Source organism: Enterobacter sp. PL_is379 (genome assembly GCF_055817355.1).
The window spans coordinates 37,870-60,094 of sequence record NZ_JBVPGT010000023.1; the positions used below are offsets into that span (position 1 = coordinate 37,870).

Here is a 22,225-nt window from a genome sequence, read left to right on the forward strand (position 1 = left end):
AATATAAGGGCATTTATCTCATTAAATTGATTGTGTCGTAAAAAGCTCGGTAAGCATCCGTTTTACGCCAATATCCCAGGAAGGGAGTACAAGACCAAAATTCGCCTGAAATTTCTCTGTGTTCAAGCGTGAGTTATGCGGTCGACGTGCAGGAGTCGGGTAAGCCGATGTTGGAACCGCATTTAGCTTTTCAATGGCCAACTCAATACCTGCTTTTCTGGCCTCATCAAACACCAGTGCTGCATAGTCATACCAGGTTGTCGTATTTGACGCGACCAGATGGTAGAGGCCTGCAACTTCAGGCTTCCTCATTGCGACACGAATAGCATGCGCTGTACAGTCGGCTAACAACTCAGCCCCCGTTGGGGCACCAACTTGATCATTGATTACGGAGAGTTCTTGACGATATTTTGCGAGCCGCAACATCGTTTTAGCGAAATTGTTGCCCTTCCCCGCATATACCCAACTGGTACGGAAAATAAGATGCTTAGGACAATGCGCCTGTAATGCCTTTTCACCTTCAAGCTTTGTCTCACCGTACACATTCAGTGGAGCAGTCAAATCCGTTTCATACCATGGCTTTTCACCGTCACCGGGGAATACATAGTCGGTAGAGTAGTGAATAACCCATGCGTCTATTTTTGCGGCTTCTTTGGCTATCGCTTCAACGCTTGTTGCGTTGAGGAGTCTGGCAAAATCCGGCTCAGACTCAGCCTTATCTACGGCCGTATGCGCTGCGGCATTAACGATAACGTCAGGTCTAATTGTACGAACAGTTTCCGCAATTCCTTTAGGATTGCTAAAGTCTCCGCAATACTCTTTAGAATGCACATCGACCGCTATTAAGTTTCCTAGTGGGGCAAGCGCACGCTGGAGTTCCCAGCCCACCTGCCCTGTTTTACCGAACAGAAGAATATTCATTATTAACGTTCCCCGTAGTTCTGCTCGATCCAACTTTTATAAGCACCACTTTTCACGTTGTTAACCCAGTTCTGATTGCTCAGATACCATTCCACCGTCTTACGAATTCCGCTTTCGAACGTCTCCTCAGGCTTCCAGCCCAGCTCAACGCCAATTTTATGCGCATCAATCGCGTAGCGGCGGTCATGACCCGGACGGTCAGCTACATACGTAATCTGATCTCGATATGACCCCTCTTTAGGCACTATCTCATCAAGCAGATCGCAAATCGTATGCACTACGTCCAGGTTCTGCTTCTCGTTATGTCCGCCAATATTGTACGTTTCCCCAGGTTTCCCTTGAGTGACAACGGTGTAGAGTGCACGCGCATGATCTTCTACATACAACCAGTCACGAATCTGGTCACCCTTCCCGTAAATAGGCAGTGCTTTACCGTCCAGCGCATTCAGGATAACCAGAGGGATCAGTTTTTCCGGGAAATGGTACGGGCCGTAGTTATTCGAACAGTTGGTGACAATAGTCGGGAAACCGTAGGTACGCAGCCAGGCACGCACGAGATGGTCACTGGAGGCTTTCGACGCTGAATACGGGCTGCTTGGTGCATACGCGGTAGTTTCAGTGAAGAGTGGCAGCTCAGTTGATGCCGGATGCTCATCCGGATGCGGTAAATCACCATACACTTCGTCGGTAGAGATGTGATGGAAACGAAACGCTTTCTTCGCCTGCTCATCCAACGTTGACCAGTATGCACGAGCAGATTCCAGAAGCACGTAAGTGCCGACGATATTCGTTTCGATAAACGCTGCCGGGCCAGTAATGGAACGATCAACGTGACTTTCAGCGGCCAGGTGCATCACTGCGTCAGGCTTATGCTTTGCGAAAATGCGATCCATCGCGTCTTTGTCGCAAATATCGGCATGTTCAAAAACATAGCGGTCACTGTCGCTGACTTCACTAAGCGACTCAAGGTTGCCGGCATAGGTCAGCTTGTCCACGTTGACGACGTCGTCCTGGGTATTTTTAATAATATGTCGTACAACCGCTGAGCCGATAAAGCCGGCCCCGCCCGTCACAAGAATTTTCACGTTATCTGTTCCGTCTAGTGTATATGTCTGGATACTGGCGCTCTGAAAACTGAGAATTTATAACCAGTTTCAGAAATTGAGCACGCTACCGCCCCTGGCTTAACAGCTACCAGTGCACTGAGCGATGTTTGATTAAATGATTTTTCTTGTCTGGATACAGACAAAAAACTGGCGTTAATTGTCGTCCTAAACGACCTCAGAAACAAGCACAAATCGCTACAAAGCGGTCCAGATTTATATTAGATAACTTCATGTAATCGTTTAATTTATAACAAAAAACGGCAGTCATCATTTTGGTTAGAAATCAACACACCAAAATAATGACTGCCGTTTGTTCAGATCGAGGCTGAAATATCAGTCGTTAGCCAGCAATTTCTCAATCCGGTTTCTGAACTTCGCCCCTTCCTTCAGGTTGCGCAGCCCATAGTTCACGAACGCCTGCATATAGCCCATTTTCTTACCGCAGTCATAGCTGTCGCCGGTCATCAGCATCGCGTCAACAGACTGTTTTTTCGCCAGTTCGGCAATCGCGTCGGTCAACTGAATACGGTCCCAGGCGCCTGGCTCGGTTTTTTCCAGTTCCGCCCAGATGTCGGCGTTCAGAACATAGCGACCAACCGCCATCAGGTCTGAGTCCAGCGTCTGTGGCTGATCCGGTTTTTCGATGAACTCAACGATGCGGCTCACCTGCCCTTCCGTCTCCAGCGGCTCTTTCGTCTGAATTACGGAATACTCAGAGAGATCGCCTTTCATGCGTTTCGCCAGCACCTGGCTACGACCCGTTTCATTGAAACGAGCCACCATTGCCGCCAGGTTGTAACGCAGCGGATCGGCAGAAGCGGTATCGATAATAATGTCCGGAAGAACAACGATAAACGGATTGTCACCCACAACCGGACGGGCACACAGAATAGAGTGACCCAGACCCAGCGGCTGCGCCTGACGCACGTTCATGATGGTCACACCAGGCGGACAAATAGACTGTACTTCCGCCAGCAGCTGGCGTTTGACGCGCTGCTCCAGCAACGCTTCGAGTTCGTAAGAGGTGTCGAAGTGGTTTTCTACCGCATTCTTAGAGGAGTGCGTAACCAGGACGATTTCTTTGATCCCTGCAGCAACAATCTCGTCAACAATGTATTGAATCATTGGCTTGTCGACGATCGGCAGCATCTCTTTAGGAATGGCTTTTGTGGCTGGCAGCATATGCATGCCCAGGCCTGCTACCGGAATGACTGCTTTCAAATTAATCATTATTTCTTCCACCTTAAAATGGTTGACGAATTATAGCTCTTAAACCTGTTTTCGCCAGCATGATTTGCCGTAATCCAGAGGCAATGTTACGCCTTCGCATCACCAATTTCTGTAGTTGTACTCTGATTCGATCACGTTTTTATGCCAGGAATAGTCTCAAAACTGACGATTGTCTAATATCTGTGCGGAAGCGCAAAGTTCAGCCTTTCCACATTCACCACCTGCTGGTCGACCCGGTCAATATCCACCGAGCTTTGCCCCTTCTCATTAACGGCTTTTATGTTCGCCAGCGACAGCAGCGTCTCGTCTTTCGCCATAAATTTACCCCGCACATCCTTGCGCAGGTCGAAGTTGATCTTCAGGGCGGGCCCCACAGCGGCTTCCTGCATCACATTGATGTTGCGTAAAAAAAGATGTTGCGGCTTGTTGTGCAGTTCAAGCGTAGCACGCTGCATATCCACGTTGGTTATCGCCACAAACGAGGTCGCGTTACCGGATGAAATCTGTATTCCGCGCAATTTATAGGCAAGCTGGCGGTTATCGAGGTGAATATTATTGAGCTTGAAGTTCTGCGGGATGGACAAATAATCGCCTTTTATCACCCCATAGCCAATTAACATTCCAGCACTGTTCACCATATCGACATTATCAATAATGAAATTATCACAGCCATAAATGGCCACCGTGGCGTTGTCTATTCCCGCCTTTTTACTGAAGTCGGGAGTAATATTTTTGGCTTTAATATTGCGGATAACAAAATGTTTGCCGTTTTCCACGTGCACCAGCTGGCGACAGTTGCTGCCGGTAATGTTGGCCACCACGAAGTTCTTGACGGTTTGCTTCTCCGGATAGTCATTATCGTAGGTGCTGCCGGCGAGGCCAATGCCGATGCCCCAGTTGATCTTGCCGTTGGTGCAGTTGATGTTGTCGATGACATGATCGGAGATCAGGATATTGCGATCGTTGATGGCGACGTTCCACTCGATCGCATCGCCCTGCAGGTGACTAAATTTGCTGTTGGTGATGCGCGCTCCGTCCACCTGGTTATGGAAACCCTGACGCAGGATGGCGTAGTTGGCCTGACTCACGCTGATGTTATCAATCAGCAGGTTGCGCATTACGCTCGGTTTCTTGCCGCCGATGTAGATCTGGGTCACCGGGCCAAAACCGCTCATGGCCAGCCCTTTGATGACGCAGTCAGAGCCGCGAACGTCGAGCGTAATGTTCTCCGTGCGGCCCGCTCCTTCACCTATCACTTTGCTGCCTTCCTGCAGCACAAAGCGGCCGCGCCCGTTACCGGTTAACGCCCCGCGGATCAGCAGCGTTTTACCGTCGGGAATGAAAATACCCGTGTTGATGTTTTCGCAGGTGAGCCCGGCAGGGACCACAACCGTGTCGCCATCAGTAAATGCCTGCTTAAAGGCGGCGATCCAGTCGTTGTTATTGTACTGATTAACAGAGACCGTTCTTCCGGTTGCCGCCCGCGCAATGCGTGACGACAGAAGCGGCGTGGCCGCCAGAACGGACAGAGAAGAGACAAAGGTGCGTCGGGTAATCTTTTTCAGCATACATCCTCGGCGTTACAACGTTTGCAGCAGGCTCGCTAACTGGCGATTAATCACCTGCTGGTTAAAATCGGTTTCAACTTTTTCTCGGGCATTCTGGAGCACCGGCTCCAGCGCCTGCTGGTCGATGTCGCTGAAGGCAGCTAATCGGTCCGCAAGGGCCATGGCGTTATTCTCCGGCACCAGCCAGCCGGAATGGTCCGACTTAATCAGCTCCGGGATCCCGCTGTGCAGGGTCGATACCACCGGTATACCCACGGCCATCGCCTCCATCAGCGCCACCGGAATGCCTTCCATATCACCATCGGCACCCGTTACGGAGGGCAGCAGGAACACATCTGCCTCGTCGAGCATGGCCTTGACCTCGTGGCTCGGCTTGAAACCGGGCATCTCTACGACATCTTCCAGCTGATACTGTTCGATAAGCGTGCGCAGACGACGCTCCCACGGCCCAATGCCGAGAATGCGGTAGTGGAAATCCACCCCGCGCGCTTTCAGCTGGCGGCAGGCTTCAATCGCCACATGCAGCCCTTTCTTCTCGGTCAGACGCGCGACGGAGATGATCTGCAGCGGTGTTCCCGGCACCTTTACAGGACGACGCGTGAAGCGCGTTAAATCCACGCCCATTCGCGAAACGGCAATTTTCTCTCCCGGACAGCCCATGTTTTTCAGCCGTCCGGCCCACAGGTCGCTGATAGGCAGCATCATGTCGCCGCGTCGGAAAAGCTGCTGGTATTCCGGCGTGTAGTGGTTCAGCACTTCACGGCTTGAGATGTCGATACCGTGGAAGATGGTCGCAATTTTACCGTCAATCACCCCCAGTTCGCGCAGCTTCGCGGCGGTGACGCCCGCCGGGCCAAAGTGAGCGATAAACACGTCGGCACGATACGGCTGCGCCGTTTGCCCGCAGATGGCCGACAGGATCAGATTGCGTGACTCCGCCCCATAGCGGGAAACATTCAGCGCCCGCCACGTCGACGCGCGGTGGATCCCGCGTAATGTCTGGCTGGCCCGGTGGCGCAGCTTGCTCAGCTTCCCGGACGGCTCATCCTGCAGCCAGCGGGTTTTCGCCTCCAGCCCATACTGGGTATACGCCGCATGGGTGTTTTGGGTATCGCCCTTTTGCAGGGCGATAATCTCCACGTCATATCCCATATCGATAAACGCGGTGATTTGGTTCAGAACAAACGTTTCGGACGACAGCGGAAATTTCAGTAAGAAGAAACCAACCTTCATTTCCCCTCCCGTACGCGATCGAGTACCGATTTCACCATCCCAATGCCCTTCTCGCGCTCGGCTTTCACCGCCACCGCCAGACGTTCATTGATAGCAGGCAGTTGGCCGAGCGTGTCCCCCACCATCGCCCCGAGCGATCCATCCAGCAGATGACGAATATCCACCGCCATTTCCGGCATACCGAGCTGCTGCATAATCCCGGCGGACTTGTGCTCATAGTTAATGGCAATGGCCGGCGTGCCGAAGTTCATGGAGATAATGGCGGAGTGCAGACGGGTGCCCACCGTCAGGTCGCAGGCGGAGAGCAGCTTGCCCATCTCCAGGTCGTTCAGTTCATCCATCACCACGTGATAGCGGGACGGATCGTTCACAAGATTACGCAGGTTCAGCGCCACCATACGGTCGTCTTTGTTGTAACTGTCGATACCGGTGCAGGTTGAGAGCGCCAGCACCTGGTAACCGCTGTCCAGCACGCGGTTTACCACGTCGGCGAAGGCTTTCTCATACGCCGCCTGCGTCGTGCCTAAACGTTTATCAAAGGGCGCCAGCTCGCGCAGGGTTATTGCGACGGTTTTCTGTTTCGCCGCCACGTCGAGCCAGTGCTGCACCGCGTAGCTCGCCTGGAAGCTGTCGTCCTGATGATCCACCAGCCAGGCGGTATCCACGCCGTGCTCAACTTTTGAGGTGTCAATTTCGCTGCGCTTCATCATGTCGAGGCTGACCGACTCGCGCAGGATCAGCGCATCGCAGTGGCCAAACACATAGTTCGCCAGCTGGTTAAACTGCGGATCCTGGAAAGGCCCCACGCTGTGGCCGATCATAAACAGCGGCTTTTTCGCCATGAACGTGCACAGCGCATGCTCAAACTGCGGCACGCCGTAGAGATCGACGAAGAACGAGCCGCCGACCTGGATAATGGCGTCATAGCCGGACAGCAGGCGAACAAAGTCGGTAAAGCCCTGCGCGATAGCGATGTTGCGCAGCTTGCCGGTATCGGTCACACGGGAAAGCAGCACCTGGTGCTGATAGCGACGACGCAGCACTTTCTTCACGCGGCCCATCACGCCCGCGGCGTTGTTATGCTGTTTCATCTGGCTGTAGAGCGGGTCGCCCATCACCGGGCGGTTCAGTAACCAGGATGAGCTGACCGGATAACGGCTCATCACGTCCACTTCGGTCTCAGGCTTAAGGGTGTTAATTGCATCCAGTAAACCGCGCAGGATGGCGCTGTCGCCACGGTTGCCGCAGGTATGGTTGCCAAGAATTAATAATTTCATAATGGCCTCTTAAATAACTAGCCTGCGCGAAGCAGCGTTTTCATTTTTTCGTTACGGCAAAACTGGCGCTTCATCTCTACCACCAGCGCATTGCGAGAAAGTACGATCATCACGACGAAGGCCAGCACTCCCGCGGCAACCTGCACCGCCAGCAGCGCGGCCAGCGGCAAGTGGCCGCTGAGGATGATGCCCAGGCCGTAGCTCACCGCCAGGGTTGGCAATGAGAGATAGAACGGCAGCCACAGGCTCAGGATGTACTGACGGTAGCTGGAACCCAGCACCGGCTTGATCATGATGAAGTAGCTCAGAACGGTATTGACGATCTGCACCAGCAGGAAGCCCAGCGTCACGCCGATGGCGCCGGCCATATGCCCGCCGACGATAATCGCCGGAATAAACAGGAAGGTTTTGAACACGTTGAACTTAAAGCTGATGTCCACGCGCGCTTTTGCCATCAGCAGGGAACCAATCGGATTCCCCACGGAGCGCAGCAGCCCTACCACGCACAGCAGCTGTAGGATCGGAATGATGCCGTTCCACTTTTCACCAAACACCAGCGGCACGAAGTTGCTGGACACCACCATCAGCCCCAGCAGCACCGGGAAGTTAATAATCCCCACCACGGAAAGCAGCTTGTAGAAGTTGACGCGCAGCTTCTCTGTGTCGTCCTGAATCTTGGCAAACGCCGGGAACAGGACGCGGGTGATAATCGGGTTCAGCTTCATCGGCGGCACCACCGCGACGTTGTAGGCCAGGTTGTAGCCCCCCGCCACGCTCGCGCCAAGAATACGCGCCAGCACCAGCGTCGACAGGTTGGTATTCACATAGTTGATGATGCTGTCCGCCGTCAGCCACGCGCCAAAGCGCAGGTTGGACGAGACGGACGCGAGAGAGAAATGCAGCCCCGGACGGTAGATCTTGCGGCCAAAGTAGCCGAACAGCAGCGTACGCACGGCCGAGTTAACCAGGTATCCCAGAATAGCGGTCATAGCCAGCGGCCAGAAATGGGCGCTCACCACGGTGAAGGTAAAGCCCGCCAGAACGGCGCTGGTCTCGATCATGCCGATCTTGTTGAACTCCAGCTCTTTCTGCATCAGCGCGCGGAACTGCTGTCCGTGCGGGATCACCACGAAAGCAAACGACAGCGTGCGCATCAGCGGAGCGAGATCCGGGTTGTGCAGCACGCTGGCGATGGTATCGCTCAGCAGAAACACCAGCACAAACACGAAAATCCCCAGCCCCACGTTCAGCCAGTAGAGCGTGGTCAGCTCCAGATGGCTAATCTCTTTGCGCTGGATAATCGAGTTGGCGATACCAAAATCAGACAGCGTATCGGCCAGCGCGATAATCACCAGCGAGACGGTCAGCAGGCCGAACTGGTGATTATCAATAATGCGCGCCAGCACCGTCATCTGCACCAGGCCGAGGCCAATGATGACGATGGTCGCCATCGCTGACCACTTGGCGCCGCTGATGGTTTTTTCACGTAAGCTCATCTTAGTACGCCGCTTTGTTCACGAAACCTTTGAAGATGGTCAGAAAAACAATCTTGATATCGAACCAGAGGCTCCACTCGCGGATGTACTCCAGATCGAACTCGATGCGTTTTTCCATTTTTTCCAGCGTGTCGGTTTCGCCGCGCCAGCCGTTGATCTGCGCCCAACCGGTGATGCCCGGCTTCACCTTATGGCGCAGCATGTAACCCTCAATCAGCGAGCGATACTGCTCGTTGTGCGCCACCGCGTGCGGACGCGGGCCAACAATCGACATGCCGCCGGTAAAGACGTTGATAAACTGCGGCAGTTCATCCAGTGAGGTGCGGCGCAGGAAGTTCCCCACGCGGGTGACGCGTGGATCGTTCTGCGTTGCCTGGGTCACCACCTTGTCGTTTTCCATCACCTTCATGGAGCGGAATTTCCACACCATAATCGGCTTACCGTCCATACCGTAGCGGGTCTGGCGGAAGATAACCGGGCCGGGAGAGCTCAGCTTCACCGCCAGGGCAATGCAGCACAGAACAGGCGAAATCAGCAGCAGGATCAGTGAAGAGAGCACGATATCTTCCACGCGCTTCAGCACGCGGTTAATGCCCGACAGCGGCGTGTCGTATAGCGGTACTACCGGCACGCCGTTCACCTCTTCAATACGGGAGTGAAGAATGTTGAAGGTAAACACGTCCGGGATCAGGATCACGGAGCAGGTGGTGTCCGCCAGCTCGCGCATCAGTTGCTTAATGCGGGATTCGTCTCTCATCTGCATGGCAATGTAGACGTTGTGAATTTTGCCGGCTTTCGCGTCTTCAATAAGCTGGTCGTAATTACCCGCCCAGTCCGCTGGGACACCGCCCGGCTTCGCGTCGTGATAAATCCCCACCACTTCAAACCCTAACCACGGCTCTTTGCGGAAGCTGTCGAGCAGCACCTTCCCGACCGGCAGATCGCCCGCCACGGCAACGAAGCGACGGTTATAACCCCGGTTACGCAGCCAGCCCGCACCAAAGCGGATCAGGGAGCGGCACACCACCATGCCGACGCTGGTTAACAGATACCAGCAGAGATAGGTGACGAGGCGATTGTCAAAATCATGGCTGAATGCCACCAGGCCTGCGCTGAAGATCAGGCTCAAGGTCCAGTTCTGCAGCAGCAGCATCAGTTCGGTAGTCATTTTGACGCCGCGCCACGAGCGGTAGAAATCGGTCATTCCGCCGATCATTTGAAACACGACCAGCGCAATCAGGGCCATCAGCAGATGCATATATAAGAACGGCAGCCCGCTGATCCGACACACCGCCCACAATCCACCGACCATGATGGTGATATCAGAAAAACGCTGCACCATAGAGATTAACGATGCATTCGTTCTCGCTCGTTCGCGTTTTTTTAGATTCGTCATCGTTGTTCCTGTATTCGGTTCCCCCTCCCACCGGAAGGGGCAATTATTACTGATTCAACAGCGCCAGAATGTCCTTCGTTCGGGCTTCCATCAGCGCGGTATCAGCACGGGACTCCACGTTCAGGCGCACCACCGGCTCGGTGTTGGACGAGCGCAGGTTAAAGCGCCACTGCGGGAACGCCATGCTGATGCCGTCCGTACGGTCAATTTCCAGCGCGTGAATCGCAAAATGCTGCTCCACGCGGGCAATGGCCTCGGCCGGCTGCGCCAGCTTGCTGTTGATCTCCCCGCTCGCCGGGAACGCCGCCATGCGGTCACGCACCAGCTCGCCCAGCGTCTGCCCCTTCAGGCACAGCAGCTCGGCGACCAGCAGCCACGGGATCATCCCGCTGTCGCAGTAGGCAAAATCACGGAAGTAGTGGTGGGCGCTCATCTCGCCGCCGTAAATGGCGTCTTCTTCGCGCATGCGCTCTTTGATGAAGGCGTGGCCGGTTTTGGACATCACCGGCGTGCCGCCTGCCGCGGACACCACGTCGACGGTATTCCATGACAGGCGCGGGTCATGAATGATTTTCGCCCCGGGGTTTTTCTCAAGGAACGCTTCCGCCAGCAGGCCGACAATGTAGTAGCCCTCGATGAACTGCCCTTTCTCGTCGAACAGGAAGCAGCGGTCGAAGTCACCGTCAAAGGCGATACCCATGTCCGCACCGTGCTCAATCACCGCGTTGCGGGTGTCGTCGCGGCACTCCGGCAGCAGCGGGTTAGGAATACCGTTCGGGAAGTTGCCGTCCGGGGTGTTGTGCACTTTCACGAAGGTCACCGGCACGTTCAGCGCCTTAAAGCGGGCTTCCAGCGCATCCACCACCGGGCCGGCCGCGCCGTTACCGGAGTTGATCACCAGCTTCAGCGGCTTGAGGTTCGCCACGTTGATGTAGCCCAGCAGGTGGTCGATGTACTCTTTCTGCAGGTTGATTTTTTTGTAGCTGCCGCGCTTAGCCTCATTCACCGGCGGGAAGTCATTGGCTTCCGCCAGACGCTGCACGTCGCGCAGGCCGGTGTCGCCGCTGATAGGGCGTGCGCCCTTGCGCACCAGCTTCATGCCGTTGTAGTCCATCGGGTTGTGGCTGGCCGTCACTTCGATACCGCCGTCCACGCCCAGGTGGAAGGTGGCAAAGTAAATCTCTTCGGTGCCGGAAAGACCGATGTCCAGCACGTCCACGCCCGCGTCCTGCAGCCCTTTCGCCAGGGCCAGCTTCAGGGATTCACTGGTCAGGCGCACGTCGCCGCCCAGCACGATGGTCTGCGGTTTTAAGTATTCGCCGTACGCGCGGCCAATGCGCCACGCAATGTCTTCATTCAGCTCTTCGCCCAGCTTGCCGCGAATATCGTAGGCTTTAAAACAGGTTAATTTTTCCATGATGACCCCTTTTTCAGGCAACAGTCGGCCCTGACCACTAAATGGCCAAATTAATTTTTTTGTCATTCGTAGGCCCGGTAAGCGCAGCGCCACCGGGCATAATGCAGAGTGCTACACCCGCCCGTAGCGGTCCTGGAAGCGTACGATATCGTCCTCTTCCAGATACGAGCCGGAACGCACCTCAATTAAGTCGAGAGGAATTTTCCCCGGGTTCTCCAGACAGTGCGTCGCCCCCAGCGGAATATAAATGGACTCGTTTTCACCCAGCAGTTTGACTTCACCGTCGATAGTGACTTTGGCGGTACCCGCCACCACCACCCAGTGCTCGGCACGGTGATGGTGCATCTGTACCGACAGCCCCTCGCCCGGCTTCACGGTGATGCGTTTCACCTGATAGCGGTCACCGGAATCAATGGAGTCATATTTCCCCCACGGACGGTACACTTCGCGGTGAATATGGTGCTCGTGGCGACCATCCGCCTTAATTTTCTCCACCACTTTTTTAACGTCCTGCACGGCGTTACGGTCGGCAATCAGCACGGCGTCTTTGGTCTGGACAACCACCAGATCTTTCACCCCGACCGTGGTGACCAGGCCGGACTCGGCGTAGACGTAGCTATTTTCCGTTTTGTGGCTAATGACATCGCCGTGATGGACGTTACCCTCCGGGGTATGGGCGCTGATCTCCCACAGGGAGGACCAGGAGCCCACATCGCTCCAGCCCGCATCCATCGGCACCACAACGGCATCTGCCGTGCGCTCCATCACCGCGTAGTCAATGGACTCTTCCGGGCAGGCGAGGAACGCCTCTTCATCCACGCGGATGAAGTCGAGATCCGGGTCCACCACCGCCATCGCTTTCTCGCAGGCGTTCAGAATATCCGGGCGGTATTTGCGCAGCTCTTCCAGATAGCGTCCGGCGCGGAACAGGAACATCCCGCTGTTCCAGTAATACTCACCGCTGGCAACGTAGGCCTGCGCGGTTTCCAGATTCGGTTTTTCGACAAACTGCGCCACGTCAAACGCCACGCTGTCGCCTTCACCCAGCGCCACGCTGCCGCGACGGATGTAGCCGTAGCCGGTTTCCGGCAGATCCGGCACGATGCCGAAGGTCACCAGTTTGCCGCTTTCGGCGTAAGGAATGGCCGCACGCACCGCGTCGCGGAATGCGTCTTCCTGCTGGATAACGTGGTCTGCCGCCAGAACCAGCATCAGCGGGTCACAGTCCGGGCTGCTGCGTTTTGCCGCCAGCGCCGCCAGGGCGATCGCAGGCGCGGTGTTACGACCGGCAGGCTCCAGAATGATGTTTTCAGTAAGTTTGTTCAGCTGGCGCAGCTGCTCGGCAACAATAAAGCGGTGCTGTTCGTTACAAATCACCACCGGGCTTTCACACTCCACGCCGTGCAGACGGTTTACCGTCGTCTGCAGCATGGTGAGATCCCCTTTCAGACAGAGGAACTGTTTTGGATAGAGCACGCGGGACAGCGGCCACAACCGGCTACCAGAGCCACCAGCCATCACAACCGGATACAAAGTGGTTTGACTCATGATTTATCCCCGTATATCTGCAATAAATTGGCTCAGCACGTTCTCTTTCTCGAGCGTGCGTTCGGCATATTCACGTGCCACCGTGTTCACTTTTGGCATGGCAAGTGCCTGTTCAATGCCGGTGACCAGCGCCGGGACCGATTCCGGCTCCACGCACACGGCAATGCCCGGATAGCTGTCACACAGCTGGCCTAATTCTGTTTCGGCTTCTGCCGTAATCACCGCGTTGCCGCCCACTGCCAGAATGTTGGTTAGCTTGGACGGCAGCACCGCATCCGCGGCACCGCGTTTTTGCACCACCAGATGGCAGTCGCCCATCTTCAGCAGCGCAGGCAGTGCCTCGTAAGACTGAAGCGGGAAAAATTTCACGTTGGTCAGGCCGCGTTCGCCGACCATTTTTTCCAGCCGCGCTTTTCCACCACCCTGCCCGACAATCACAAACGTCCACGGATGTTGGTTCAGCAGTTGGGCCGCTTCAATAACGCTCTCCAGCCCCTGCTTTTCGCCGATGTTGCCTGAGTAAAGAATGATTTTTTGATCTTCAGGCAAACCAAGCTGCGCGCGCAGCGCCTGAGCGTCTTGCTCAGTCACGTCGCGAAAACGCGCCACTTCGGACCAGTTCGGGAAGAAGATCACCTTCTCCGCCGGGACGCCCTTCTCCTGCGCCTTGTTCATCATCGAGCGCGAAATCGTTGAGACGTAATCCACGTTGTGTAAGCCACTGCGCTCAAACGCGCTGGCGAGCTTAGCCACCTTGCCGCCCTTGCTTTTGCCTGCCATCCCCAGGCCCAGCATGGCGTCAACTTCATAATCCTGAATGTGCAGCAGGGTGCGCGCGCCGGAGAGTTTGCCCAGCAGACGCATGCCCGGCGTGCAAAACAGCGTTGGCACCACGCCGATGATGCGATCCGGCTTCCAGCGACGCTGCGCCATCAGCGGGAAGAAACTGCTCAGGGCAAAGCTGCCGAGATGAATCAACCGTTTCAGCGTCGAGGGCTGCTTAGGCACATACAGCGGGCAGCGCCAGACGGTCGCTGCACCCTCTTCGCGACGGTAGCGCCAGCTTGAGTAGCGCTCCCCGACTTTCCATTCCGGGTAGTACGGCGGCGCGGTAATGACCCGCACGTCATGTCCCTGGCTCGCCATCCACTCGACCATCTCGCCGGTGTACTTCCCGATGCCGGTTAGCTCCGGCGAGTAGTTGATTCCGTACACTAAAATTTTCATAAGCCCGGCACTCCGGACTGACGATCGGCCAGGAAATAGGCACGGCTGTTGTCGTGCACATTGTCGCTGGCCAGCAGCGCCTCTGGCGTCTGCCAGCGGTAGTCGTCATGCTGAGAATCAGGCAGACGCAGGTCTGCCTCACTCACCTTCAGGCGGAATCCCAGCACGATGTAGTGCGTGGTGAACCCGGTGCCTGAAAAGTTATCGTCATAGAAGTGCTGCCAGACCCCGTAAAACTGGCCCGCCGCCATCGGCAGCTGCAGGCCCAGTTCCGCCAGAGTGAGACGCTTAAACGCATCGCTCAACGTCTCATCCTTCTGCACGCGCCCGCCGGGCACGAACCAGAAGCCCTGTGCAGGACGGTTGGTTCGTTTCCCCAGCAAGAACTCGCCGCGTTCGTTCTCCACAATCAAATCAATTGAGATGAGCGGAGTGGAACGCACTACCGTGGCAAAATCTTCCTGACTTAAAAACATCGTTACCCCCGGAAGCGGTGCTGGTTTTCCAGGAACCACTGGTAGGTACTGGCCAGTCCCTGCTCCAGTGACACCTCGTGATACCAGCCCAGCTGATGCAGACGGGTCACGTCCAGCAGCTTGCGCGGCGTACCGTCCGGCTTGGTGGCGTCAAACACCACGCGACCTTTGTAACCCACCACCTGCGCGATGGTTTGCGCCAGCTCGCGAATGGTGCAGTCCACGCCGGTACCGACGTTGATATGCGACAGCATCGGCTCGGTATTCTCCTGCCACACCTCGCGATCCAGCTCCATCACGTGAATGCTGGCGGCAGCCATGTCGTCCACGTGCAGGAATTCACGCATCGGCGTACCGCTGCCCCACACCACCACGTCCGGTGCGTTCTCGGCGGTCGCCTCGTGGAAGCGGCGCAGCAGCGCCGGGATCACGTGCGAGTTGCTCGGGTGGAAATTGTCGTGCGGTCCGTACAGGTTGGTCGGCATCACCGAACGATAGTCGCGGTTGTACTGACGGTTATAGGACTCGCACAGCTTGATCCCGGCAATCTTGGCAATCGCGTACGGCTCGTTGGTTGCTTCAAGCGTGCCCTGCAGCAGCTCGCTTTCGGCGATCGGCTGCTTCGCCATTTTCGGGTATATACAGGATGAGCCGAGGAACAGCAGCTTGTTCACGTTGTGCAGATGCGCCGCGTGAATGATGTTGCTCTCGATCATCATGTTCTCGTAGATGAAATCCGCCGGGTAAGTGTTGTTGGCAACAATGCCGCCCACTTTCGCCGCCGCCAGATACACCTGGTCAATGCGTTCGTTAGCAAAGAAGTCCTGTACCGCACGGCTGTCGAGCAGGTTCAGCTCGTCGCGGGTGCGGACAATCACTTCTACGTCACCGCGCTGCTCGAGCTGGCGCACAATCGCGGAACCCACCATTCCGCGATGACCGGCGACAAAAATACGTTGTTTTGTCATTCTCAGGACTCCAGCGCGATGGCAACCTCGTAGCCATGAGACTTGAGCAGGGAGTGTTTTTTCGCTGCTTCAAGATCTTTGGCAACCATCTCGGAAACCATTTCCTGCAGAGTGATTTCTGGTTTCCAGCCCAGCTTCTCGTGCGCTTTGGTTGGGTCACCCAGCAGGGTTTCTACTTCAGCAGGACGGAAGTAGCGCGGGTCAACCTGCACAATCACGTCGCCTGGCTTCACGCCCGGTGCATCGTGGCCGGTCACGGACACAACGATACCTTTCTCTTCCACGCCGGTACCTTCAAAGCGCAGTTTGATGCCCAGCTGTGCCGCGGCCATTTCAACGAACTGACGTACGGAGTACTGCACGCCGGTCGCAATTACGAAGTCTTCTGGCTGTTCCTGCTGCAGCATCATCCACTGCATTTTCACGTAGTCTTTGGCATGGCCCCAGTCACGCAGGGAATCCATGTTGCCGAGGTGCAGGCAAGACTCCAGACCCTGCGCGATGTTGGCGATAGCGCGGGTGATTTTGCGGGTCACGAAGGTTTCGCCACGACGTGGAGATTCGTGGTTGAACAGGATGCCGTTACAGGCGTACATGCCGTAGGATTCACGGTAGTTCACGGTGATCCAGTAGGCGTACAGTTTTGCAACCGCATACGGAGAGCGCGGGTAGAACGGCGTGGTCTCTTTCTGTGGGATTTCCTGCACCAGACCGTACAGCTCAGAGGTGGATGCCTGGTAGAAGCGAGTTTTCTTCTCAAGGCCGAGGAAGCGGATCGCTTCCAGCAGACGCAGCGTACCCATGGCATCAACGTCAGCGGTGTATTCCGGGGACTCGAAGGAGACCGCTACGTGGCTCATCGCGCCCAGGTTGTACACTTCATCCGGCTGCACTTCCTGCAGGATACGGGTCAGGTTGGAGGTATCGGTCAGGTCGCCGTAGTGCAGGTGGAATTTCGGGTTCGCCGCGTGAGGATCCTGATAGATATGATCCACACGTTCGGTGTTGAAAGAAGACGCACGACGTTTAATACCGTGCACTTCATAACCTTTTTCCAGCAGGAACTCTGCCAGGTAAGAACCATCCTGCCCGGTAACGCCGGTGATGAGAGCGACTTTAGACATGTTTATATTCCTCTACTTATGAATTTAATCAGTTTCAACGCGTTCGCGTATCACCACTGCGGGGTTGCCACGGCAAACTTTATTTGCCGGTAGCGATTTAAAAACGCTGCTGCGGGCACCGACTACCGTGCCATCGCCAACAGAAACACCCGGTGCAACAAAAACATCCGTTGCCAGCCAGCATTTTTCGCCAATCACAATAGGCGAAGCGGTAATATCAAAATGCTGACTCATAAAATCGTGGCTGCCGGTGCACAAATAACATTTCTGTGAAACCACCGAATTTGCGCCAATCGTAATTTCGCCCAGGGTATATAACACCGCGTCATCCCCTACCCAGGCGTAATCCCCAAGCGTTAATTTCCAGGGATAGGTAATTTTTACCGAAGGTCGGATGACTACGTTTTTTCCTATTTTTGCACCAAACAGGCGCAATAAAAATGCTCGCCAGCGGTACAGTATTTGCGGTGACCAGGCAAATAAGGTGGCCTGAACGGCCCACCACAGCTGCACTTTAATACCGCCCGCGCCCCGAAAACCTTTCGGTACCGAGAAACCTTTTAGATCCTGCATTACGTTTCCTTATATTCAGGCTTTGTTATATAAGGCTTTCGTTTTACCCGTGGTGCGCACGCGTAATAAATAAGACAATTCCGCCCAGAATGCCGGCACGCGTAATATTTTACGCTGTACGTTTTTGGCATCCTGGCACAATTCCAGATTATTAGACGTTGACACGCCGCCCATTGAGAATTCAGATACCAGCCCTTTAATTCGACGGAACGGGTAACCTGATTTGTACAGGCTGGCAGCCAGTGCATAATCCGAAGACACTTTATACTGCAAATCGTAAGGCTGTTTTTTCAGACCTTTTACCGGGAAGAAAATGGCCTGATGGCTGGCCGGTAAGCTGTGATAGATATACCAGCCTGGCTTCGCGCTGCGGCACACTTTATGTCCGTCGCCAAAATCGAGCAGCGCATCGCCAATATACATGGCATCCTCTTTCTGGCGCGCCAGTTGACGGGCAAAAAGCGCCACGTCATCATGGAAAATGTCGCCCGAATTCAGGAAGATGGCATAACGGCCTTGTGCCATGTTGATGCCTTTATTCATCGCATCGTAGATGCCTTTATCTTTCTCGCTGATGTAGCGTAAGTTGAACTCACCGTTGAGTTTTTCCAGAAACTCCGCCGTGCCATCGTTCGAGCCGCCGTCGACCACAATCCACTCAAAGGTGAGGCTTGGATCGCGCGCCAGGTTGCGCAGCGAGCGCCAGGTTTTTACCACCCCTTCGTAATTACGAAAAGCGACAGTAATGACGCTAAGAAACATAAATCACCTCATTTCGTCATACGCTCGTAATATTAAGCGCCTTGCGCAGAATAAACGGACAGACAATCAAGAAAGCATATTCCGGGCTAAATATTGACCCGGTAAAAAACAGCGACACCGGAGTAAAAAGATAAAGCTGAACGCGAAAGTTCTGGTTATCACCAAACGCGTTAATCATCATTTTGAAAACTTTAAACAGATACCACAGGGTCAACAGTACGGCGAACCACGAAAAATAAATAATTAACAGATACAGACCATTGTCTATGGTTTTACCGACATCCGCACCGTTAAAGATTCCGAATGATGCAACATATTCGTAAAGTGAGCCGAATCTTACTACCCCATCAATATGGGTTAAGGAATAACCCACCATCACCAGTGGCCCAATGATGCGATAATAGGACGAAGACCCTTCCGTTCCCAAATCACCCAAACGTTCTGAGATGTACGGGAAGGCAAATATCACGCCTACCATAAATACCGTCAGAGAGATAATCGCCAGCGGCAGTTTTTTCTTAATCGCATCTTTGTTCAGGTACTGGAACGCCCACTCCAGCAGGTAAAACAGGATAAATGTCATTACCCCTGAGAACGATCCAGACAGAACAATTCCTGCAAGAATCATAGCATCGGTCTTAGGCGTTTTGATACCAAACTGTTTGATGCTGAGCCAAATTGAGATTAACGCCAGAGCGAAAAACGCCGGTTCAAAATAGAGGGCTGTAGTACGCTTCCCGCCAAACTTGATGAAGTTCAATACATAGCTGTTACTGTAAATGAGATATTTCGAAATTATCTCCATCAGGCTGCTGCCACCGGTCAGAATAATTTGCGCCATCTCCAGTGCGGCAAGCATAACAATTAACGCAACGGCAATATAAAAGAACCTAAGGATTTTCCGATAATTGTGTGGAGAAATAGTTTTAAACCGAATACTCCAGACCATACCGATAATAATGACGATATAAACAAACAGCATGGTTGACGTGACGTATTTACTGGCATCCAGCGACTGGCCAAAGATGTAGTTAAACAGCGTCAGGCCCGTGCCCAGCCCTAAGGCAATCATCAGCTTCTTCAGGTTGATTTTATCGACATACAGCAGAAGCAGAACGGGCAAGAAGGTCACGATGGTTATCGGGAAGCTTTCGCCGAGCTGGGCAATTTTGACGTTGACCAGCAGGTAGATCAGCGGCAGCAGCAGATAACTACAGACTCTGATAGAACGAGACATATTCCTCCAGCATCTGTTGTCCGCTGTAGGCCTTGCGGCTGCGGTTGCGGAACGATTCCAGGTCAGTGCCAAAAACGATCTCAGCAATCTGCGCCTTCGGCAGCTGTACCAGGGGCAGGACCTCCTGCTCCGTGAAGGTTTTCCCGCCGGATTTTTCCAGCACTTCACGTGCCGCATCGCTGTGGGTGGCAATCACCGGCACGCCGATTGAGAGCGCTTCGCAGAGGATCAGCGGGTAGTTATCCACGCGGGAGCTGAACACCAGCGCGTCCATTTCATTCAGCGCGCTCATCAGCTTGCGCTTGTCGGTCTCAAACCCGTGGTTCACCACGTTGGCCCCTTCGAACGGTGAAAACTTGCCGAAGGTATGAAGCTCTATCTTGTCCCCCAGCGCCATCATGTCGCGCACCAGCTGCTGGTTGGTTTTACCGTCGTAGCGCAGGTCATGCGCTACGATAGCGATTTTCGGTTTGCCTGCGGTTTCCGCCACCGGGGTCAGCTCCGCAAGAATGGCTTCCGTCGCCACGTCGATGCCGTTGTTGATAATCTGACAGCGCCCTGCCCCGTACAGGCTGTTGAAGGCATCGGCCACGTGCTGGCTTGGAGAGATAAACGTACAGCCGAGCGAGAGCATGTCGCGGAACAGCTGACGCTTTCCGGCCACCAGCTGATGCGCGCGATCCACCTTCACCGGCGGATAGTTGCTTAACGTCGGGCACTTCTGGCAGTTATCTTTCCAGCCTTCGCAACCGTCGGTAAACGCGCAGCGCCCGGTTACGCTCCAGTGATCGTGCAGCGTCCAGACAAAGCGGGTGTCGGGCTTGTGGGCCTGCACCTTCTGACAAAACGCCACCACCTCTTCCAGATTCAGCCAGTAGCTGTGCAGCACGTGAAAATGCAGCACAACCGGGCCCGTGGTGCGGGTCACCGTGCGGTAAAGATTGTTCAGGTTGCCAAACAGATCGCGGTTAAACAGGCGGAACAGCGCGATGTTGGCAATCGAGGTCAGACGCGGCGTGTGCTTGTGCACCTGCGGGAAGTTATCGTGGCTGACGCTTTTCTTGCCGCCTTTGCCGTAGCCATAAATAAAACGCGACTGAAGTCCTTTTTGCAGCGCGCGCTGGTGCAGATCCAGGGCCACGCCTGCCGCTCCGCCTTCTGCGAGGCGTACGTTAAATTGCAGAATGTTCATTTAATCACCTTCACGCGGGCTTTTTCTCCCACCACCAGCGCGTTATCCGGAATGCTGTCCAGCACCACGCTGCCAGCACCAATCGTGACGTTATTACCAATCGTGATGTCACCGATGATCACCACGTTCGCCCCCAGCTCGACGTTATTGCCGATGACCGGGCAGGCCAGGCTGTCAGGCCCACGGTTGCCAATGGTGACCGCATGACGAATGGTGAAATCATCCCCGGCGACCACGAACTTGTTGATCACCACCGCATAGCCGTGGTGGATGGTAAAGCGGCGGCCAATGGTGGCAGCGGCCTGGATTTCATAGCCAAAAAAGCATTCGGTGATGATGCGATACAGCACCAGCACGGGTGCCGCCCAGATGTTGTTCAGGACGTTTTTTTTACGCCACACCGAGCAAAAGTGCGCGATGCGGTACGCCAGAACCATGCAGCACGGACGCAGGCTCCAACTGTTAGCGCGGCAATCTTCCAGAAACATTATTTCCCCCGAAGCCCGTCAGCCAGGCGCTTGCCGTTACGCACGGAAAGCAGCGTCAGCAGCGTGCGCCAGTTCATGCGCTTATTGCGGATCTGATAGAGGGTAAAGAGCTGATATTTACGGCTGGCACGGTCAAACTTGTCCTTGTGCTTGCGGTAAAAATGGAAGTAGCCGGAGAACTTTTTCGGCGAGGAGGTGATTTGCATCTCCCCGTGGTTGATGTGCAGGATCTGCGTGGCCTCTTCCACTTTCCACGGTTCACCGTATTCCACCACCATGCGCAGGAAGATATCGTAATCCTGCGCGGCCTTGAGTTCGGTATCGAACAGGCACTCTTTGAAACGCCACGCCCAGGTGAAGACCTGGTTACCAATAATGTTGCGCTTGTAGAACAGGCGGCGAGAATAAGGTGATTTCGGATACAGCGGCAGACTGGCGGGCTGCGAATAAACTTCGCCCTGGCAGACATAGTCGTTGGCATACAGGAAAGCGTGCGTAACCAGCTGTTCTTTATGCGACAGGAAGATAGACAGGCGGTTCGGCGTCCATTCGTCATCGTCGTCGATACCGGTCAGATACTGCCCTTTGGCCTGCATAATCGCCTGATTACGCACCGCACATGCGCCGGAGTTAATGGCGTTATGCGTATAGACCACCCGCGGGTCGTTGAGGTCAGTCACAAACTTTTGCAGCTGTTCATACGAGGAAGAGCAGTCATCAACGATGATCAGCTCCCAGTTATCGTAATCCTGACGTAACACCGACTTGATAGCGCGGATCGCCAGCTGCTGACGATTCCATGTCGGCATATAGATTGAAACTAAAGGGCGTTGTGTGGTCATTTTTTCCCCTCACCCCGGCCCTCTCCCCAAAGGGGAGAGGGTGAAAGGCAGCCAGTGGTTATCATTACGTTCGTCCCCCAAATCCAGCACCGAACAGTCCCCTCTCCCCTTTGGGGAGAGGGTTAGGGTGAGGGGTGTGGGGTG

Annotated in this window: 20 protein-coding genes; all 20 read right to left on the reverse strand. The window is 54.8% G+C overall.

Annotated elements, in window-relative coordinates; translation table 11 throughout:
- Positions 1 to 21 precede the first annotated feature (21 nt).
- Positions 22 to 921, reverse strand: coding sequence for a dTDP-4-dehydrorhamnose reductase (gene rfbD, locus AC0TOY_RS05000; protein ID WP_473721564.1), 900 nt, complete (start codon positions 919 to 921; stop codon positions 22 to 24).
- Positions 922 to 923: 2 nt separating this feature from the next.
- Positions 924 to 2,006, reverse strand: a complete 1,083-nt coding sequence (gene rfbB / locus AC0TOY_RS05005) for a dTDP-glucose 4,6-dehydratase (RefSeq protein WP_024908092.1) — start codon at positions 2,004 to 2,006, stop codon at positions 924 to 926.
- Positions 2,007 to 2,360: 354 nt separating this feature from the next.
- Positions 2,361 to 3,257: a GalU regulator GalF gene (gene galF, locus AC0TOY_RS05010; protein WP_032646468.1), complete on the reverse strand. Its 897-nt coding sequence runs from the start codon at positions 3,255 to 3,257 to the stop codon at positions 2,361 to 2,363.
- Between the two features lie 173 nt (positions 3,258 to 3,430).
- Positions 3,431 to 4,825 carry a colanic acid biosynthesis protein WcaM gene (wcaM, locus tag AC0TOY_RS05015; RefSeq protein WP_290093365.1) on the reverse strand — a complete coding sequence of 465 codons (1,395 nt, stop codon included), beginning with the start codon at positions 4,823 to 4,825 and terminating at the stop codon, positions 3,431 to 3,433.
- A gap of 12 nt (positions 4,826 to 4,837) precedes the next feature.
- Positions 4,838 to 6,058 (reverse strand): colanic acid biosynthesis glycosyltransferase WcaL, encoded by a 1,221-nt coding sequence (gene wcaL, locus AC0TOY_RS05020; protein WP_148769851.1) that lies wholly within the window; start codon positions 6,056 to 6,058, stop codon positions 4,838 to 4,840.
- Positions 6,055 to 7,335, reverse strand: a complete 1,281-nt coding sequence (gene wcaK, locus AC0TOY_RS05025) for a colanic acid biosynthesis pyruvyl transferase WcaK (RefSeq protein WP_024908095.1) — start codon at positions 7,333 to 7,335, stop codon at positions 6,055 to 6,057. The genes wcaL and wcaK overlap by 4 nt, the downstream gene beginning before the upstream one ends.
- Positions 7,336 to 7,352: 17 nt before the next feature.
- On the reverse strand, positions 7,353 to 8,831 hold the full coding sequence (wzxC, locus tag AC0TOY_RS05030; RefSeq protein ID WP_267216979.1) for a colanic acid undecaprenyl disphosphate flippase WzxC: 1,479 nt from the start codon (positions 8,829 to 8,831) through the stop codon (positions 7,353 to 7,355).
- Between the two features lies 1 nt (position 8,832).
- Positions 8,833 to 10,227 carry an undecaprenyl-phosphate glucose phosphotransferase gene (gene wcaJ, locus AC0TOY_RS05035; RefSeq protein WP_248165184.1) on the reverse strand — a complete coding sequence of 465 codons (1,395 nt, stop codon included), beginning with the start codon at positions 10,225 to 10,227 and terminating at the stop codon, positions 8,833 to 8,835.
- Positions 10,228 to 10,273: 46 nt separating this feature from the next.
- On the reverse strand, positions 10,274 to 11,644 hold the full coding sequence (gene cpsG, locus AC0TOY_RS05040) for a colanic acid biosynthesis phosphomannomutase CpsG (RefSeq protein WP_473721565.1): 1,371 nt from the start codon (positions 11,642 to 11,644) through the stop codon (positions 10,274 to 10,276).
- A 111-nt stretch (positions 11,645 to 11,755) separates the two neighbouring features.
- Positions 11,756 to 13,192 carry a mannose-1-phosphate guanyltransferase gene (cpsB, locus tag AC0TOY_RS05045; protein ID WP_267215057.1) on the reverse strand — a complete coding sequence of 479 codons (1,437 nt, stop codon included), beginning with the start codon at positions 13,190 to 13,192 and terminating at the stop codon, positions 11,756 to 11,758.
- A 3-nt stretch (positions 13,193 to 13,195) separates the two neighbouring features.
- Positions 13,196 to 14,419, reverse strand: a complete 1,224-nt coding sequence (gene wcaI, locus AC0TOY_RS05050; protein ID WP_024908100.1) for a colanic acid biosynthesis fucosyltransferase WcaI — start codon at positions 14,417 to 14,419, stop codon at positions 13,196 to 13,198.
- Positions 14,416 to 14,895, reverse strand: coding sequence for a GDP-mannose mannosyl hydrolase (locus AC0TOY_RS05055; protein WP_473721566.1), 480 nt, complete (start codon positions 14,893 to 14,895; stop codon positions 14,416 to 14,418). Before AC0TOY_RS05055 ends, wcaI begins: the two co-directional genes overlap by 4 nt.
- 2 nt (positions 14,896 to 14,897) lie before the next feature.
- Positions 14,898 to 15,863 carry a GDP-L-fucose synthase gene (gene fcl, locus AC0TOY_RS05060; RefSeq protein ID WP_024908102.1) on the reverse strand — a complete coding sequence of 322 codons (966 nt, stop codon included), beginning with the start codon at positions 15,861 to 15,863 and terminating at the stop codon, positions 14,898 to 14,900.
- A gap of 2 nt (positions 15,864 to 15,865) precedes the next feature.
- Positions 15,866 to 16,987: a GDP-mannose 4,6-dehydratase gene (gene gmd / locus AC0TOY_RS05065; RefSeq protein WP_014884502.1), complete on the reverse strand. Its 1,122-nt coding sequence runs from the start codon at positions 16,985 to 16,987 to the stop codon at positions 15,866 to 15,868.
- A gap of 24 nt (positions 16,988 to 17,011) precedes the next feature.
- The gene (gene wcaF, locus AC0TOY_RS05070) at positions 17,012 to 17,560 is read right to left on the reverse strand and encodes a colanic acid biosynthesis acetyltransferase WcaF (RefSeq protein ID WP_048224018.1); all 549 of its coding nucleotides are present in this window, start codon (positions 17,558 to 17,560) and stop codon (positions 17,012 to 17,014) included.
- Between the two features lie 15 nt (positions 17,561 to 17,575).
- The gene (gene wcaE, locus AC0TOY_RS05075) at positions 17,576 to 18,322 is read right to left on the reverse strand and encodes a colanic acid biosynthesis glycosyltransferase WcaE (protein WP_024908104.1); all 747 of its coding nucleotides are present in this window, start codon (positions 18,320 to 18,322) and stop codon (positions 17,576 to 17,578) included.
- A 16-nt stretch (positions 18,323 to 18,338) separates the two neighbouring features.
- Entirely contained in the window at positions 18,339 to 19,559 is a 1,221-nt protein-coding gene (wcaD, locus tag AC0TOY_RS05080) for a colanic acid polymerase WcaD (RefSeq protein WP_370883469.1), read from the reverse strand.
- Entirely contained in the window at positions 19,534 to 20,751 is a 1,218-nt protein-coding gene (wcaC, locus tag AC0TOY_RS05085) for a colanic acid biosynthesis glycosyltransferase WcaC (protein WP_048992951.1), read from the reverse strand. The genes wcaD and wcaC overlap by 26 nt, the downstream gene beginning before the upstream one ends.
- Entirely contained in the window at positions 20,748 to 21,239 is a 492-nt protein-coding gene (gene wcaB, locus AC0TOY_RS05090) for a colanic acid biosynthesis acetyltransferase WcaB (protein ID WP_023312402.1), read from the reverse strand. The genes wcaC and wcaB overlap by 4 nt, the downstream gene beginning before the upstream one ends.
- On the reverse strand, positions 21,239 to 22,081 hold the full coding sequence (gene wcaA / locus AC0TOY_RS05095; RefSeq protein WP_023312403.1) for a colanic acid biosynthesis glycosyltransferase WcaA: 843 nt from the start codon (positions 22,079 to 22,081) through the stop codon (positions 21,239 to 21,241). Before wcaA ends, wcaB begins: the two co-directional genes overlap by 1 nt.
- Between the last annotated feature and the right edge of the window lie 144 nt (positions 22,082 to 22,225).